The sequence below is a fragment of the Dermatophilaceae bacterium Soc4.6 genome, assembly GCA_039889245.1.
Lineage (GTDB): Bacteria > Actinomycetota > Actinomycetes > Actinomycetales > Dermatophilaceae > Lapillicoccus.
The window spans coordinates 1,272,362-1,287,936 of the sequence record JAZGVH010000002.1 but is presented as its reverse complement, the minus strand read 5'-3'; the positions used below and the strand labels follow the sequence as shown (position 1 = coordinate 1,287,936).

Here is a 15,575-nt window from a genome sequence, read left to right as displayed (position 1 = left end):
GCGTTGTCCGAGGCACCGGTGTGATGAACTGGACACCGGCCGTGGGGCACGGTCGGGTCCCGCCAGCCGGGATCCCCACGACGACATGGCCCGCAGGGGCAGGGGAGAGCCGTGCGGATCCTTCACGTCAACAAGTTCCTCTACCGCCGCGGGGGGGCCGAGGGCTACATGCTCGACGTCGCCGCCCTGCAGCGCTCGGCCGGCCACGAGGTCGGCTTCTGGGGAATGGACCATCCCGAGAACGACCGCCCGCAGCCGCTGGGCGACACCTTCGCGAGCCACGTCGAGCTCGAGCCCGCCCCGGGTGGCCTCGCCGGCGTCGCAGCGGCGGGGCGGATGGTGTGGTCCCGATCCAGCGCGGCCGGACTGTCGGCGGCAGTGGCCCGCTTCCGTCCTGACATCGTCCACTGCCACAACATCTACCACCAGCTGTCGCCCTCGATCCTGCGCCCGCTCGCCCGGGCCGGCGTGCCCGTCGTGATGACGCTGCACGACTACAAGCTCGCCTGCCCGAGCTACCAGCTGCTGGCCGACGGCGCTCCCTGCGAGGCCTGCGTCGGTCACGGCACGTGGCACGCGGCCGTCAAGCGGTGCAAGGGTGGCTCGCTCGCGGGCAGTGTCGTGCTGGCCGTGGAGTCGGGGCTGCACCGGGCTGTCGGTGCCTACGACTCCGTCGACCACTTCGTCTGCCCCAGCCAGTTCCTCGCCGGCGTGATGCAGCGCCAGGGCATCTCCGCCGACCGGCTGAGCGTGGTCAACAACTTCACCGACATCCCCGCCCCGCGGGAGCGCCACGACGCAGGCGAGGGCATCGTCTTCGCTGGTCGGCTCTCGCACGAGAAGGGGGTCGACGTCGCGATCCGCGCCATCGCCCGCACCAGCGCGGGACTGCTGCACATCGCCGGTGACGGGCCCGAGCGGGCCGCGCTCGAGGTGCTCGCCGCGCAGGTCGCGCCGGGGCGCGTGGTGTTCCACGGCCGGCTCGACGCCGGGCCCCTCGCCGAGCTGGTGCGTTCGTGTCGCGCCCTCACCCTGCCTGCCCGGTGGCACGAGAACCAGCCGATGACCATCCTCGAGGCGTTCGCCGTCGGTACGCCGGTCGTCGTCACCGACCTCGGGGGGCTGCCCGAGCTGGTCACGGACGCCGAGCACGGGCTCGTCGTGCGGGCGGGTGACGAGGCGGCGCTCGCCGCGGCCTTCGACGCGCTGGCGGTCGACTCCGTCGCCTCCCTGGCGATGGGGCGCAACGGGCGGGCCCGGCTCGAGCGCGACTTCGGCGCCGAGACCCACCTGCAGCGCCTTGACACGGTCTACGAGCAGGCCGCCGCCCGCCGTGGGTCCTCCCTCCCACCCTCCCCGACGAAAGGGAACTCGTGACGTCTCCGCCCGCCTCCTCAGCCCCCACCAGGGTCCTCTTCGTCGCCGGCACCGGGCGCAGCGGCACGACGATCCTCAGCTCGATCATCGGCCAGATCCCGGGTGCGATGAGCGCCGGCGAGATCCGCTACATCTGGGAGCGGGGCTTCACCGACGACCACCGGTGTGGCTGCGGGCAGCCCTTCAGCACGTGCCCCGTATGGAGCGAGGTCGTCGCCCTCGCCTACCCCGACGGACCCCCGGACCCCGGTGCGGTCTCGCGTGACCTGCTCACCCGGCTGCGGATGCTGCGGGTGCCCTCCATGGTGTGGCGTCAGCTGCGCGGCGGCACCGTCATCGTGCCCGACCCGCACGACGAGGCGCTTGCTGCCCTCTACCGCGCCGTGGCGCAGGTCGTGCGCCCGAGCGTCATCATCGACTCCTCCAAGGTGCCGCCCTACGGCAAGCTGCTCGAGCGGCTGCCCGGCATCGACCTCTACGTCATCCAGGTCATCCGCGACCCTCGCGCCAACGCGTTCTCGTGGCAGCGTCTGAAGGAGACCCGGGACCGCGAGGGCGACGACGCCACCATGGAGCAGCTCGAGCTGTGGCGCTCAGCGGCCATGTGGCTGGTCTGGAACTACCTCGTCGAGTTCTGGTGGCCGTGGAAGGCCCCCAAGCACCTGCAGGTGCGCTACGAGGAGTTCGTGGCCGACCCCCGCGCGACGGTCGACGCCGTCGCCTCCATGCTCGACCTCGACGCCTCGACGGTGCAGTTCGTCGACGAGCGCTCGATCTCGATGCACGCGACCCACACGGTCGCGGGCAACCCCAACCGGCACGACACCGGCATCGTCCACCTGCGCCGCGACGACGAGTGGCGCACGGCGATGCCGCAGTGGAAGCGGTCTCTCGTGACCCTCATGACCCTGCCGGGGCTGCGGCACTTCGGTTACGGCCTGCGCGGCTGAACCGCCCAGGGGGGCGAGGAGGTCAGGGGATGGTGACCACGACGCCGTTGGAGAACCGGGAGCTCCCGGTGCCGTTGATGGCCTTCACCTGGTAGGTGTGGATGCCGGGAGGCGGAGCCGGGTCGGTGATGGTCGTGACGGTCCCCGAAGTGGTCCCGACCCGGATGCTGTCGCGGACGACGACGTACTTCGTGATGGACGAGCCGCCGGGGTCGGCGACGGTCCAGTTGAGGGTGACGACCGCCGGGTCGGTGGTCGTGTCCCGCACGAGCAGCGGCTGGCTCGGCACCCCGCTCGAGGGGGTGGCCGTCTTCTCGGGGGTGCTGGCGCTCGGGCCGACGACGTTGAGGGCCTGGAGCGTGTAATAGTACTGCGTGCCGTCGACGATGTCGGAGTCCGCATACGACAGCGTGGTGGGCGAGACGTCGACCAGAGGGGTCTCGGTGCCGCTGCTGGTGCCGCGCAGGATGCGGTATCCGGTGATCGGGGTGCCGCCGTCGAAGCCTGGGGCCGTCCACGTGAGGTTGGCGACGTGCAAGCCGCTGGTGGCCTGGAAGCCGGTCGGGACGCCGGGTGCCGTGGTCGAGGCGGGGAGCGGCGTGGCGTCGACCGTGCTGCTGAAGGCGCTGTCGCCTGCGGTGTTGCGGGTGACCACGGCATACGTGTAGGTCGTGCCGTTTGTCACGCTGGTGTCGACGAAGCTCTCGGCCCCCGTGGTCTTGACGACGGAGTAGTCGTCGAGACCGGTGCGACGGTAGACGACGTAGGAGTGGGTGCCGTAGCCGCCGTCGGTCGACGGGATGTCCCACGTCAGGGACACGGCAGCGTCGCCGGACTGGGCCGAGACAGCCGCGGGCGCCGGAGCCGTCGTGAGGTTGGCGGCGTCGCGGAACTGGGAGAAGTAGGGCGTGATGCTGCCGTCGATGCGGCTGAAGTCACCCCCTACCAGGAGCGTGGTGGGGCTCGAGGCCATCGACCACAGCCCGAGGCTGCTGTTGACGAGCGGCGCGAAGGGTTGCGTGATGCCGGTCGCGGTCTCGACCGCCGCCAGCTTGTAGCGGTCGAGCTTGTCGAAGGAGGCCCCTCCGGAGAAGTGGCCGCCGCAGTAGGTGTAGGGACCCATCACGGCGATCGACTGGACGTCACCGTTGGAGTGCTTGCTCCAGGAGGTCGCACCCGTCGTGGCGTCGAGACGGGCGCATCCTCCACCCGATCCGGTCGCGGCCACGAGCAACGAGCTGCCGGACAAGGTCATGGCGTAGGCCGGTGAGCGGGAGTCGTTGTTGGTCGGACCACTCCTGAAGACCGGGTCGATGGTGGCGTCGCTCGTGCTGAGCAGGGTCAGCTTGCCGGCGAAGGAGAGGGCGTTGGTCGTGGTGAAGTCACCACCGACGTAGACCCCCGTTCCGGCCGCGTTGACGAGCATCGTGCGGACGCGCTTGTCGAAGACGGGGGCCCAGCCCGGGTCGATCGTGCCGGTCGTGCGGTCGACCTTGATGCCGTAGCTGCGGACCTTCCGCCCCGACCCGTCGTGGACCTGCTTGAACGACCCCCCGACGAAGAGGCTCGAGCTGGAGACCGCGAGGGTCGTGACCTCCTTGTTGGTCTTCGTCGTGAACTGGGGCAGAAAGGCCCCGCTCGAGAGCGACACCGCGCCGAGCGCGGTGTGCGGCACGTCGTTGACCATGGTGAACTGGCCCCCGATGTAGAGCGAGTCACCAGCGGTGGCCAGCGCCAGCACGGGACCGTTGGCGGATGGTGTCCACGACGTGTCGAAGGCGCCGGTCTCGGTGTCGTACCTGGCGAGCCGGGTGGCGGGATAGGTCCGCCCGCTCGGGTCGACGACCGAGGTGAAGTCCCCTCCGATGATGGCGGTGGTGCCGAGGCTCAGGATGGCGCTGACCCGACCGTTGGTGCCCCAGGTGCGCGAGGCGTTGCCGACGACACCGAGGGTGCCGCCGGCGCGGGCGGCGGCCAGGGGGATGGTGCCCAGCAGCGTGGCGGCCAGGACGGCGGCAAGGCGTGAGGTCGTGCGCATCAGTCGGGGTCTCTCGGTCGAGGAATCGCGTGGTTCGGTGGGGAAGGTGTCAGGGCAGGGTGACGGATACTCCGTTGGAGAATCGCGACGTGCCGATGCTGTTGATGGCCTTCACCTGGTAGGTGTGGGTGCCCGAGGCCGGGGCCGGGTCGGTGAGGGTGGTCGCGGGCGCCGTGACGGTGCCGACCCGCACGCCGTCGCGCACGACGACGTACTTCGTGATGGGCGTCCCGCCCGGGTCGGCGACCGTCCAGGTGAGGGTCACGACGGTGCTCGGGGTCGTCGGGTCGCGGGTGAGCACCGGTTGGCTGGGCACCCCGCTCGACGGCGTGGCCGTCTTCTCGGGCGTGCTCGTGCCGGCGCCGACCGCGTTGACGGCCTGGACGGTGTAGTAGTACTGCGTGCCGTCGACGACGGCGGAGTCGGCATACGCCAGGGTCGTGGACGAGACATCGACGAGTGGGGTCTCGGTGCCGCTGCTCGTGCCGCGCAGGATGCGGTAGCCGGTGAGGGGGCTCCCGCCGTCGAAGGCCGGAGCCTTCCAGGTGAGGTTGGCGACGTGCAGGCCACTGGTCGCGGTGAAGCCGGTCGGCACGCCGGGCGCCGTGGTCGAGGTGGAGGCCGGGGTGGCGTCGACGGTGGCGCTGAAGGCACTGTCACCCGCGGTGTTGCGGGTGACGACGGCATACGTGTAGGTCGTGCCGTTGACCAGTCCGCTGTCGACGTAGCTCTCTGCGCCCGGGGTGGCCACCGGGGCCCACGCCGCCGGGCCGATGCGCCGGTAGACGACGTAGCCGTGCGTGGCGTAGCCGCCGTCGGTCCAGGGGATGTCCCACGAGAGCGCGACCGTGGCGTCGCCCGCCTGGGCCGTGACCGCGGCGGGAGTGGGGGCGGTGCCGAGGTTGGCGGCATCGCGGAGCTGGGTGAGGTAGGGGGTGATGGTGTTGTCGATGCGGGTGAAGTCGCCGCCGACGAGCAGGGCGTTGGGGCTCGACGCCATCGACCACAGGCCGAGGGCGCTGTTGATGTTGGGGGCGAAGGGCTGCGTGGCGCCGGTCGCGGTCTCCACCGCGGCGAGCTTCTGGCGGTCGAGGCCGTCGAAGGAGGCTCCTCCGGAGAAGTGGCCGCCGCAGTAGGTGTAGGGACCCATCACGGCGATGGACTGGACGTCGCCGTTGCCGTGCTTGCTCCAGACGGTCGTGCCGGTGGTGGCGTCCAGGCGGGAGCAGGCGCCACCGGATCCGGTGGCGGCGACGAGCAGCGCGTTGCCGGAGAGTGCGAGCGCGTAGGCAGGAGCGCGGGTGTTGAGGTTGGTGGTGCCACCGCGGAAGACGGGGTCGATCGTCGCGTCGCTGGTGGTGAGCAGGGTGAGCTTGCCGGCGTAGCCGACGCCGTTGGTGCTGGTGAAGTCGCCGCCGACGTAGACCTGGGTGCCGTTGGCAGCCGGCAGCAGGGAGCGGACCCGCTTGTCGAAGACGGGGGCCCAGGTCGGGTCGATGGTGCCGGTCGTGGCGTCGACCTTGATGCCGTAGGTGCGGTTCTTGCGGCCGGTGCCGTCCCACACCTGGGCGAAGAGCCCCCCGAGGAAGACGCTGGAGCCGACGACGGTGATCGCGTCGACCTCCTTGTTCGCCGTGGTGGTGAAGGAGGGAAGGAGCGCGCCGGTGGAGAGGGAGAGGGCGCCGACCGAGGCGTGCGCCGCACCGTTGACCTGGGTGAAGGTCCCCCCGACGTAGAGCGAGTCTCCCGAGACCGCCAGGGAGAGGACCGAGCCGTCCGTCGCCGGTGTCCACGAGGTGTCGAAGGCGCCCGTGTCGACGAAGTAGCGGGCCAGGTGGGCTGCCGGGAAGGTGTGCCCGCTCGGGTCGACCACCGAGGTGAAGTCGCCACCGATGACGGCGGTCGAACCGAGGCTGAGGATCACGCTCACCCGGCCGTTGGTGCCCCAGGTGCGGGAGGCGTTGCTGACGGCGCCGAGGGTCCCGTCGGCCTGGGCAGCGGTCAGGGGGATGCCACCCAGCAGGATGGCCGCGAGAACCGTGGCGAGGCGTCGGGTCGTGCGCATGGCTGATATCTCCTGTGGTGAGGCGTGATGAGGCTGCTTCGTCAGGCGCGCTGCGGGCGCCCGGCGGCCCTCCCCGGGGCGGCCCGCCCTCGGGGCCCAATTTACCGCCGTCCGGTGGCTGGGTCTCCGGAATGGGATCGCTGGGGGTTCCTCGTTTGAGGGCGAGGGGGTGGGCCGGGGTGATGTGCCGCTTATGTCAGGGTATGGTGATGCTCACCTTGGTAGACCCCCCTGAGGTGCCCCCCGCGCTGAGCGCTCGCACCTGGTACGTGTAGGTCTGTCCCCGCACGACCATGGTGTCGAGGAGGCTGCCTCCGCTCTGGCTGGTGGCCTGGGGGGTGGCGAAGCGGACGGCGTCGCGGATGACGACGAACTTCGTGATCGGTGACCCGCTCGTGTTCGCCCCGAGGGTCCACGAGAGCGTTGCCGCCACCCCCGGGCCGGAGGTCACGGTGAGCGTGGGTGTGGGCGGTCGCGATGGCAGGGGGGTGACCGTCGCGGTCGTCGCCGGCGGGCTCTCGCCGGCGGCGTTGCGGGCCGCGATCTCGTAGCGGTAGGTGTGGGCCGTGGTGACGCTGACGTCACGGTAGGTGCCGGCCGTGGGGGCCAGCGTGGTCAGGGGCACCGGGGCGGCACCACTCACCGAGCGATACAGGACGTAGGCCGTCAGGGGAGCCCCACCAGTCGTGACGGGGGGCGTCCAGGACAGGTCGACACCCAGCTCACCGGCCAGGGCCAGGGGCTCCTGCGGCGCCGTGGGAGGGCTGGCCGCGTAGGAGGCCGGGGTCAGCAGCCCCGTCGTCACCACGGGCGCAGTGCCGAGCGCCGAGACGGCCGCGACGTCGTAGGTGTAGGTGTGGCCGTTCAGGCCGCTGCGGTCCACGAAGGTCTGCGTCTTGACCCGCCTGCCCACGATGGTGGTCTGCGTGCCCTCGTGGCGCGTGACGACGTACCACCTCACGGGCGAGCCACCGTCGGTCGACGGGGCGTCCCAGGCCAGCTCGACGCTGTGGTCGTAGGCGTAGCCCTGCAGCGAGACCACCGGACCTGCCGGTCGCTGGGCCGCAGGAGGGATGACGCTGGCCAGCCGCCCGACGCCCGACGTCGTGCCGAAGGACTCGAAGTCGCCACCGACGTAGAGGCTCTGCCCGTCGGTGTCCATGCACCAGACCCCGAGCGGGCTGCTGACCCGGGGCTGCCAGTCGATCGTCGTGGCGGTGAGCGGGTCCACCGCCGCGATCTTCTGGCGGTCGAGCCCGTCGAAGGAGCCCGACCCGCCGAAGTGCCCACCGCAGAAGGTGATCCCGTCGATGAACTCCACGCCCTGCATGTCACCGTTGCCGTGCTTGCTCCACCTGGTCTGCCCGGTCGTGGGGTCGAGACCGGCGCAGGCGCCGCCCGCTCCGCCCACCGCGAGGTAGAGCTGGCCCCCGCCGAGGGCCATCGCGGCCACCGGCCCGCGGGTGGGGCCGTTGGTGAGCCCCGAGCGGAACGCTCCGTCGAGGGCGCCCGTCGCGACGTCGACCTTGGCGCTGCGCCGGGCCGCGAGGGTGTTGCCGTCGAGCGTGGCGAAGTCTCCGCCGACGTAGATCGTGGCCTGGTCGGGGCTCGTCACGAAGGACCGCACGGTCGCGTCCGGGGTGGGGATCGGAGTGGCCGAGACCTCTCCACCGGTGGTGACCCGGGCCAGGTAGGGGCCGGAGGAGGCCGCGGCCGTGGTGCTGGCCACGGAACCGAAGGCCCCGCCGACGACCACTGACCTGCCGGCCACGGCGAGCCCGAAGACGCTGCCGTCGGCGCGTGGCGCCCACGTGGTCAGGGCGCCCGTGGCCAGTGACACCGCGGCGAGCCGCGCACGGGGCTGCCCGTTGACGGTCAGGAAGTCGCCTCCGAGATACAAGGTGGTGCCGTCGCTCGCCATCGTGTTGACGGTGCCGTCGGTCGCCGCCGAGAAGCGCAGGTCGAAGGTGCCGGTGGCGGGGTCGAACACCCCGAGGTTGCCGACCGGCACCGTGCGCCCCGCAGGGCTGACGACGGCGGAGAAGTCACCGGCGACCACGACCCGGCCGCCCACCGACAGGACCTTGCGGACCCGCCCGTTGGTGCCCCACGTGCGCGCGGAGTACGGCGGGAGCTGCGTGGTCGCTGTGGCTGGCGTCGCGGCGGTGCTGGTGGCCGCCGGCCCCCGGGGACCGGGGCCGGCGACCGAGGCGTCGGCCTCGGCAGCGATGGCCGACAGCCCGCTGAGGGCGAGCACGAGGGTCATCGTGAGCGTGGCGCGCAGGGGTGGGCGCATGTGGTGGTCCTCCGGCTCTGGTCAGCCGGACCGCTCCCCGCGGCGGGCTGGTGGGCATCGACGCAGCAGGTGCGCCGACAGGCCCATGAGAACACCACGGGGTGACAGGTGGGGCCCGATTTCCGCCACTACTCGAGGTAACCCCCGGATGGCCCATGACAGAACAGGCCGAAGGGGACGAACCTGATCGCCATGGTGCACGAGGCGGTGGGGCGTGCATCACGACCACCACCATCGCGTCGGCCGACGGTCACCGGGGGGACCCCTGTCACCCCGGTCGCCTACGATCGACGAGGCCCTGTCAGGCACCCCGACCAGAAGGCGGCGACGCCGTGAGCAGCACCACCCTTGCCCAGGCAACCGATGCGCGGCCAGCACCGCTGGCTCCGCTCGGCGCCACCTGGTCGACGTCGTCGACCGTCCGGCGGGTGCTCGCCGCCGCCGCCGAGCGTGACCCGCTCGTCGACGTGACCGTCGTCGGCGGCGCCCGGGCGCCGCTGACCGCCCTGCTCGCCGGCGCCACCACCGGGTGGGTGGCTCCGCTGCTGGTCGTCACGGCGACCACTCGCGAGGCCGAGGACCTCGAGGCGGCGCTGGCGTGCTTCATCGGGCCCGACGCCGTGGCCACGTTCCCCAGCTGGGAGACCCTGCCGCACGAGCGGCTGAGCCCGCGCTCCGACACGGTCGGCCGGCGGCTGGCCGTCCTGCGGCGACTGGCCCACCCCGATGCCGCCGACGCCTCGTACGGTGCGCTCTCGGTCGTCGTCGCCCCGGTGCGCGCACTGCTGCAACCCGTCGTCGCCGGTCTCGGCGACCTGGTGCCGGTCACCCTGCGCGCCGGTGACGAGCACCCGATGCCGGACGTCGTCGAGGCGCTCGCGGCAGCGGCCTACACCCGCACCGACCTGGTCGAGAAGCGTGGCGAGTTCGCCGTCCGCGGCGGCATCCTCGACGTCTTCCCCCCCACCGAGGAGCACCCCGTGCGGGTCGAGTTCTGGGGCGACACCGTCGAGGAGGTGCGGTGGTTCAAGGTGGCCGACCAGCGCAGCCTCGAGATCGCCGCGCACGGTCTCTGGGCTCCGCCCTGCCGCGAGATGCTGCTGACCGGCACGGTGCGCGAGCGGGCCACCCGGCTGGCCGCCGACCTGCCCGGGGTCAGCGACATGCTGCTCAAGATGGCCGAGGGCATCGCCGTCGACGGTATGGAGAGCCTCGCCCCCGTCCTCGTCGACGAGATGGTGCCGCTGCTCGACGCCTTCCCGGCCTCGTCGCTGGTCGTCGTCGCCGACCCGGAGCGCGTGCGCACCAGGGCGCACGACCTCGTGGCGACGAGCACCGAGTTCCTCGAGGCGAGCTGGGTCGGGGCGTCGGCCGGCAGTGCCGCGGCCCCCGTCGACCTGCAGTCGGTGCTGGGCGGGGCGTCCTACTGGCCGCTGGCGCGGATGCGCGAGCACGCGCTCGCGTCGGGGCGCCCGTGGTGGACCCTGACCGGGTTCGTGACCGACGACGAGCTCGGCGGTCTGGGCGAGACCGGTGACGGCGACGACGTCGTGGGCATCTCGCTCGGACTGCGCGAGGTCGAGCCCTTCCGGGGCGACACCGAGGCGGCGGTGTCCACCCTGCGCGGGTGGGTCGAGCAGGGCTGGCGGGTCGTCGTCGTGACCGATGGTGGGGGTCTGGCCCGCCGGGTGCACGAGGTGCTGGGCGACGCCGGCGTCCCCTCGACCCTCGAGCCGTTGGCGGACGGCCTGACGGCGGGCCTGGTGCACGTGACGACGGGGTCGCTCGGGCGGGGGTTCGTCGACGAGGAGCAGCGGCTGGTGGTCGTCACCGAGACCGACCTCACGGGTCAGCCCGGCCAGGCCGGCTCGACCAAGGATATGCGCAAGATGCCGTCGAGGCGGCGGGCCCAGGTCGACCCGCTCCAGCTGCGGGCGGGCGACAACGTCGTGCACGAGCAGCACGGCGTGGGGCGCTTCGTCGAGATGATGCAGCGCACGGTGGGCGGGGCGACCCGCGAGTACCTCGTGCTGGAGTACGCCCCCAGCAGGAGGGGGCAGCCGGGCGACCGGCTCTTCGTGCCGACCGACCAGCTCGACCAGGTGACGAAGTACGTCGGTGGCGAGGCGCCGACCCTCAACAAGATGGGCGGCTCCGACTGGCACAAGACCAAGTCGCGCGCCAAGCGCTACGTCAAGCAGATCGCCGGCGACCTCATCCGGCTCTACAGCGCGCGGATGGCCACGAAGGGGCACGCCTTCGGACCCGACACGCCGTGGCAGCGCGAGCTCGAGGACGCCTTCTCCTTCGCCGAGACGCCGGACCAGCTCTCGACCATCGACGAGGTCAAGGGCGACATGGAGAAGGAGGTCCCGATGGACCGCCTGATCTGCGGCGACGTCGGCTACGGCAAGACCGAGATCGCCGTGCGGGCGGCCTTCAAGGCGGTGCAGGACGGCAAGCAGGTCGCCGTCCTCGTGCCGACCACCCTGCTCGTCTCGCAGCACTTCTCGACCTTCAGCGACCGCTACGCCCCCTTCCCTGTCGTGGTGCGCTCGCTGTCGCGCTTCCAGGGTGACAAGGAGGCCAAGGAGGTGCTGGCGGGGATGGCCGACGGGTCGGTGGACGTCGTCATCGGCACCCACCGCCTGCTCTCGGCCGAGGTGAAGTTCAAGGACCTCGGCCTCGTCGTGGTCGACGAGGAGCAGCGGTTCGGTGTCGAGCACAAGGAGCAGCTGAAGTCGATGCGCACGGCGGTCGACGTGCTCTCGATGTCGGCCACCCCCATCCCGCGCACCCTCGAGATGGCGGTGACCGGTATCCGCGAGATGTCGACGCTGCTGACCCCGCCCGAGGATCGGCACCCGGTGCTGACCTACGTCGGGGGCTACGAGGAGCGGCAGATCGTGGCCGCCATCCGTCGCGAGCTGCTGCGCGACGGGCAGGTCTTCTTCGTCCACAACCGGGTCAGCTCCATCGACCGGGCGGCGTCCCGGCTGCGCGAGCTCGTGCCCGAGGCGCGCATCGCGACGGCCCACGGCCAGATGGGCGAGCACCGCCTCGAGCAGGTCGTCCAGGACTTCTGGGAGCGCAAGTTCGACGTCATCGTCTGCACGACGATCGTCGAGACGGGGCTCGACATCTCCAACGCCAACACCCTCATCGTCGAGCGCGCCGACGCCTTCGGTCTCAGCCAGCTGCACCAGCTCCGGGGACGGGTGGGCCGTGGCCGCGAGCGCGCCTACGCCTACTTCCTCTACTCGCCCGAGAAGCCGCTCACCGAGCTGGCCCACGACCGTCTGATGACCATCCAGAGCCACACCGACCTCGGCGCCGGCATGCAGGTGGCCATGAAGGACCTCGAGATCCGCGGGGCGGGCAACCTGCTCGGTGGCGAGCAGTCGGGGCACATCGCGGGGGTCGGCTTCGACCTCTACATCCGGATGGTCGGCGAGGCCGTCGCCGACTACCGGGGTGAGAGCGACAGCTCCCCGACCGAGATCAAGATCGAGCTGCCGGTCGACGCCCACCTGCCGCACGACTACCTCCCGGGTGAGCGGCTGCGACTCGAGGCCTACAAGAAGCTCGCCTCCGTCGTCGACGAGGCCCAGGTCGTCGAGATCGAGGCCGAGCTGCGGGACCGCTACGGCGCGCCGCCCAAGCCGGCCGAGACCCTGCTCGACGTGGCGCGGCTGCGCACGGTCGCGCGGGCGGCGGGCATCGGTGACATCGCCGTTCAGGGCCGCACGGTCCGTTTCGGGCCGGTCGAGCTGCGCGAGAGCCAGCAGCTGCGGTTGATGCGCCTCTATCCCGGCACCATCGTCAAGGACGCGCTGCACACGATTCTTGTGCCCCACCCGATGACGGCCCGGGTGGCGGGCAAGCCGCTGCGCGACGAGGCGATCCTGCGGTGGGCGTCCGAGCTGCTGCGGGCCGTCCTGCTCGACGACATCGGGTCCGGCGCCCGGGCCGCGTCGGCCCAGGGGGCCCGATGAGCACGGTGTCGGCCGGAGACGGCACAATGGGGCCACCTCCGGCCCACCCGGCTCCCGACCCGCCCCCTCGGAAGGTCTCCACCATGGCTCACTCGCGTTCGACCTCCGTTCGCGCCCTCGTCATCGGGCTCCTCGCCGTCGTCTGCGCCACCGGAGTAGCGAGCTGCAGCACCGTTGACAAGGTGAGCGCCGCCGCGATCGTCGACGGTGACCGGATCACCTCCGACCAGCTGGCGACGACGACCGAGCAGTTCAACAGTCACCTGACGGCGGCCCTCACCAAGGGCCAGCAGGTGCCGGAGTCAGCGATCCTCAACCAGCTCGTCCTGGGGAAGGCCCTCGACGGCTACCTGGCCATGCACGGTGGTTTCAAACAGAGCCTGGCCTACGCACAGCTGCTGGCGCTGGTGCCGAGCCCGACGGCTCGCACGCAGGACCTGGTACGCAGTGTCGTGGCTCTCGGAGACGGCAGCATCCCCCAGGCCGATCAGGCTCAGCTCTTCACCCTGGCCAAGAAGATGAAGGTCGAGCTCAACCCGCGCTACGGGACCTTCGACCCGTCACGAGTCGCCCTCGTGTCGTCGACGCCGAACTGGATCAAGCCCGGAAGCCCTGATCCCGCCGCGACGGCCCCCGCCGCACCGCAGCAGTGACGTGAGCGCGGGTCGGCTCACCCTCCTGCTGACGACCCCCCGCGTGCCCGCGGGTCTGCTCAGCCACGACGCCTGGCTGGCGATCGACGAGGCCGCGCTCGTGGTCGGCCGCGAGGACGAGCCCCAGGTGGACGCGCTGCTGACCGTGGGGGTGCCGGTGCAGATCCTCCCCCCGCAGGGTCAGGCGGCCGACGCCCGAGACCTGGTCGGGCGCGCCACGGCCCTGCGGTCCGTGGTCTGGGTCGGCTCGTCCGACGGCGACCCCGGGCTCACTGATGCCATCGCCTCCGAGGTCTCGCGCCTGCCCGACCCGCCCGAGGTCGAGGTCGTGATCGGCTCCTACGACGTGCCGGGGTCGCGACTGCTCGACGTGGTGGCCGTCATGGACCGGCTCCGATCGCCCGGCGGGTGCCCGTGGGATGCCGAGCAGACCCACGACTCGCTGGTGCCCTATCTGGTCGAGGAGGCTCACGAGGCGGTCGAGGCCATCGAGTCCGGCGACCGTGAGCACATGCGCGAGGAGCTCGGCGACGTGCTGCTGCAGGTCGCCTTCCACTCCCGGGTCGCCCAGGACGATGAGGCCTCGCCCTTCGACATCGACGACGTCGCCGCCGGTCTGGTGGCCAAGCTGGTGCGGCGACACCCGCACGTCTTCGCCGCTGACGGCTTCGGCAGCGACGCCGCAGACTCCTCCGCGGTCGAGGCGAACTGGGAGACGATCAAGGCAGCGGAGAAGGCGGCGGGCGCGGGGAGCGCGACCGCGGCCGGGGACGGCGGGCCGCTCCACGGCATACCGGTCGCTCTGCCGCCGTTGGCCCGGGCCACCAAGGTCGTGTCACGACTGCGGCGGCGCGGCCGGGCCGACCTGCTCGACGCGGCTCTGCAGGCGACGTCCGACGACCTGCCGTCCCGGGCAGGACGGCGCCTGCTCGCCCTGGTCGCCGAGCTCGAGGAGAGCGGCATCGACCCGGACCAGGCCCTGCGCAGCGTGCTGCGCGACCTGACCGCCTCCGCGGCTCCATCGGCCACCGACCACGCCACCGGCTCCGCGACCTGAGCCGCCCGAGCAGTCGGCGCCCGCGAGCGGCCCGGCTCAGGCGGGCTGGTGGTTCCAGCTCTCGGTCCAGCCGAGCAGCTGTCGCAGCCGGTCGTTGGACTCGGCGAACCGACCCTCGAGCCGGGCCCGCACCGCCGGCGTGAGCTGGGTCTCCTGGTCGTCGTCCCAGTGGTTCGTCCGGCTGAAGGTGACCCCCTCGTGGGGGCGGAGTCCGGCGCGGGTGAGCACCTCGGCGTAGGTGACGGCGGGGTCGGAGAAGAAGTCCTCGGCGCGCACCACGAGCAGCTGCCGCGGGGGGAGGTGTGCGTGCCATCGCTCGATCTGCTCGGCGTAGAGGCCCCGGGAGACGTAGGAGGCGTTGCGATAGAGCTCGATGCCGCGGCGGCTGCCCAGCCCGAGCCGGTGCGCCTCCCGCAGACGGTCGTCCTCGGCGTCGAGGGCGTCGACGAAGGACAGGGTCTCGGCGTCGTACTCGAGGTTGTGCAGGTAGTGGCTGTAGGCCCGCTCGACAGGGTTGCGCAGGAGCGCGACGAAGAGCGCGTCCGGCACCCGTTCGGCGGCGCGTGCCGGCACCCGGGGGTCGGCGAGGTAGAGCGGGCTCGCCTCCATCGCGCGCTGACCGGGCCCCGTGGCAGGGAAGTGGCCGGCATACCAGCCCGGGCCCTTGTCGTAGTGCAGGCTGAGGGCGTTGAGCTCCTTGGAGCGGGGGGTCACGACGTCGGGGTGGGCGGCGAGGTAGCGAAAGAGCGAGGTCGTGCCGCAGCGCTGGCCACCGATGACGATCACGTCGGGGAGGCTCCCCTCCACCCCGGGGGTCAGCGACCTCACCCACGCGCGCCCCGTGGTGTAGGCCCGGCGGAGGCGGGTGCGCGACTTGCGGCGGAGCGCGCCATCACGTCTGGCTGACACGGAGCCCCTTCGGAAGGTGCATGTGGGGAGGAGACCGGCTCGGGGGAGCCGGCGCAGGGCACGACGATCACCGGAACTTCCGGTATGCGTCGATGCTACAACCGTGCCCCCCCGTCGCGGGCGACGAACGGTGCGAGTCCTTGACGGGTGCACGGAGTCCCGGACGATAGGCTCGTGCACACGGTGCTCAGCACCGTCAGGCGCGTCTCTCGCTCGCCGGGCGGTGGTCGTCCGC

9 protein-coding genes are annotated in these 15,575 nt (G+C 71.9%); 5 read left to right on the top strand and 4 right to left on the bottom strand.

All coding sequences use genetic code 11. The features are described from left to right. Positions 1–111: 111 nt before the first annotated feature. Positions 112–1,377, top strand: coding sequence for a glycosyltransferase family 4 protein (locus V3N99_05920; protein MEO3936283.1), 1,266 nt, complete (start codon positions 112–114; stop codon positions 1,375–1,377). Continuing rightward, on the top strand, positions 1,374–2,327 hold the full coding sequence (locus tag V3N99_05915; GenBank protein MEO3936282.1) for a sulfotransferase: 954 nt from the start codon (positions 1,374–1,376) through the stop codon (positions 2,325–2,327). The genes V3N99_05920 and V3N99_05915 overlap by 4 nt, the downstream gene beginning before the upstream one ends. Before the next feature lie 22 nt (positions 2,328–2,349). Here the strand turns inward: V3N99_05915 and V3N99_05910 are convergent, their stop codons facing one another. The 3 genes from V3N99_05910 to V3N99_05900 form a co-directional block, all read right to left on the bottom strand. Continuing rightward, entirely contained in the window at positions 2,350–4,365 is a 2,016-nt protein-coding gene (locus V3N99_05910; GenBank protein ID MEO3936281.1) for a fibronectin type III domain-containing protein, read from the bottom strand. A gap of 49 nt (positions 4,366–4,414) precedes the next feature. Next, a complete protein-coding gene (locus V3N99_05905) occupies positions 4,415–6,430 on the bottom strand; it encodes a fibronectin type III domain-containing protein (protein MEO3936280.1) in 2,016 nt (671 codons plus the stop codon). 196 nt (positions 6,431–6,626) lie between these two features. Beyond that, positions 6,627–8,726 carry a fibronectin type III domain-containing protein gene (locus V3N99_05900; GenBank protein ID MEO3936279.1) on the bottom strand — a complete coding sequence of 700 codons (2,100 nt, stop codon included), beginning with the start codon at positions 8,724–8,726 and terminating at the stop codon, positions 6,627–6,629. Between the two features lie 428 nt (positions 8,727–9,154). Between V3N99_05900 and mfd the strand changes: the two genes are divergently transcribed. The 3 genes from mfd to V3N99_05885 all read left to right on the top strand — a co-directional run bounded on the left by mfd (position 9,155) and on the right by V3N99_05885 (position 14,431). Continuing rightward, on the top strand, positions 9,155–12,721 hold the full coding sequence (gene mfd, locus V3N99_05895) for a transcription-repair coupling factor (GenBank protein ID MEO3936278.1): 3,567 nt from the start codon (positions 9,155–9,157) through the stop codon (positions 12,719–12,721). Between the two features lie 83 nt (positions 12,722–12,804). Next, a complete protein-coding gene (locus V3N99_05890; GenBank protein ID MEO3936277.1) occupies positions 12,805–13,374 on the top strand; it encodes a hypothetical protein in 570 nt (189 codons plus the stop codon). A 1-nt stretch (position 13,375) separates the two neighbouring features. Continuing rightward, positions 13,376–14,431: a MazG family protein gene (locus V3N99_05885; protein ID MEO3936276.1), complete on the top strand. Its 1,056-nt coding sequence runs from the start codon at positions 13,376–13,378 to the stop codon at positions 14,429–14,431. Positions 14,432–14,467: 36 nt separating this feature from the next. Here the strand turns inward: V3N99_05885 and V3N99_05880 are convergent, their stop codons facing one another. Further along, on the bottom strand, positions 14,468–15,340 hold the full coding sequence (locus V3N99_05880; protein ID MEO3936275.1) for a sulfotransferase: 873 nt from the start codon (positions 15,338–15,340) through the stop codon (positions 14,468–14,470). Positions 15,341–15,575: the final 235 nt, after the last annotated feature.

What these genes read in the sequence shown, in the direction of transcription:
- V3N99_05910 (MEO3936281.1), bottom strand. Translation starts at nt 4,365, where the DNA reads ATGCGCACGACCTCACGCCTTGCCGCCGTCCTGGCCGCCACGCTGCTG.
- V3N99_05905 (MEO3936280.1), bottom strand. Translation starts at nt 6,430, where the DNA reads ATGCGCACGACCCGACGCCTCGCCACGGTTCTCGCGGCCATCCTGCTG.
- V3N99_05890 (MEO3936277.1), top strand. Translation starts at nt 12,805, where the DNA reads ATGGCTCACTCGCGTTCGACCTCCGTTCGCGCCCTCGTCATCGGGCTC.
- V3N99_05900 (MEO3936279.1), bottom strand. Translation starts at nt 8,726, where the DNA reads ATGCGCCCACCCCTGCGCGCCACGCTCACGATGACCCTCGTGCTCGCC.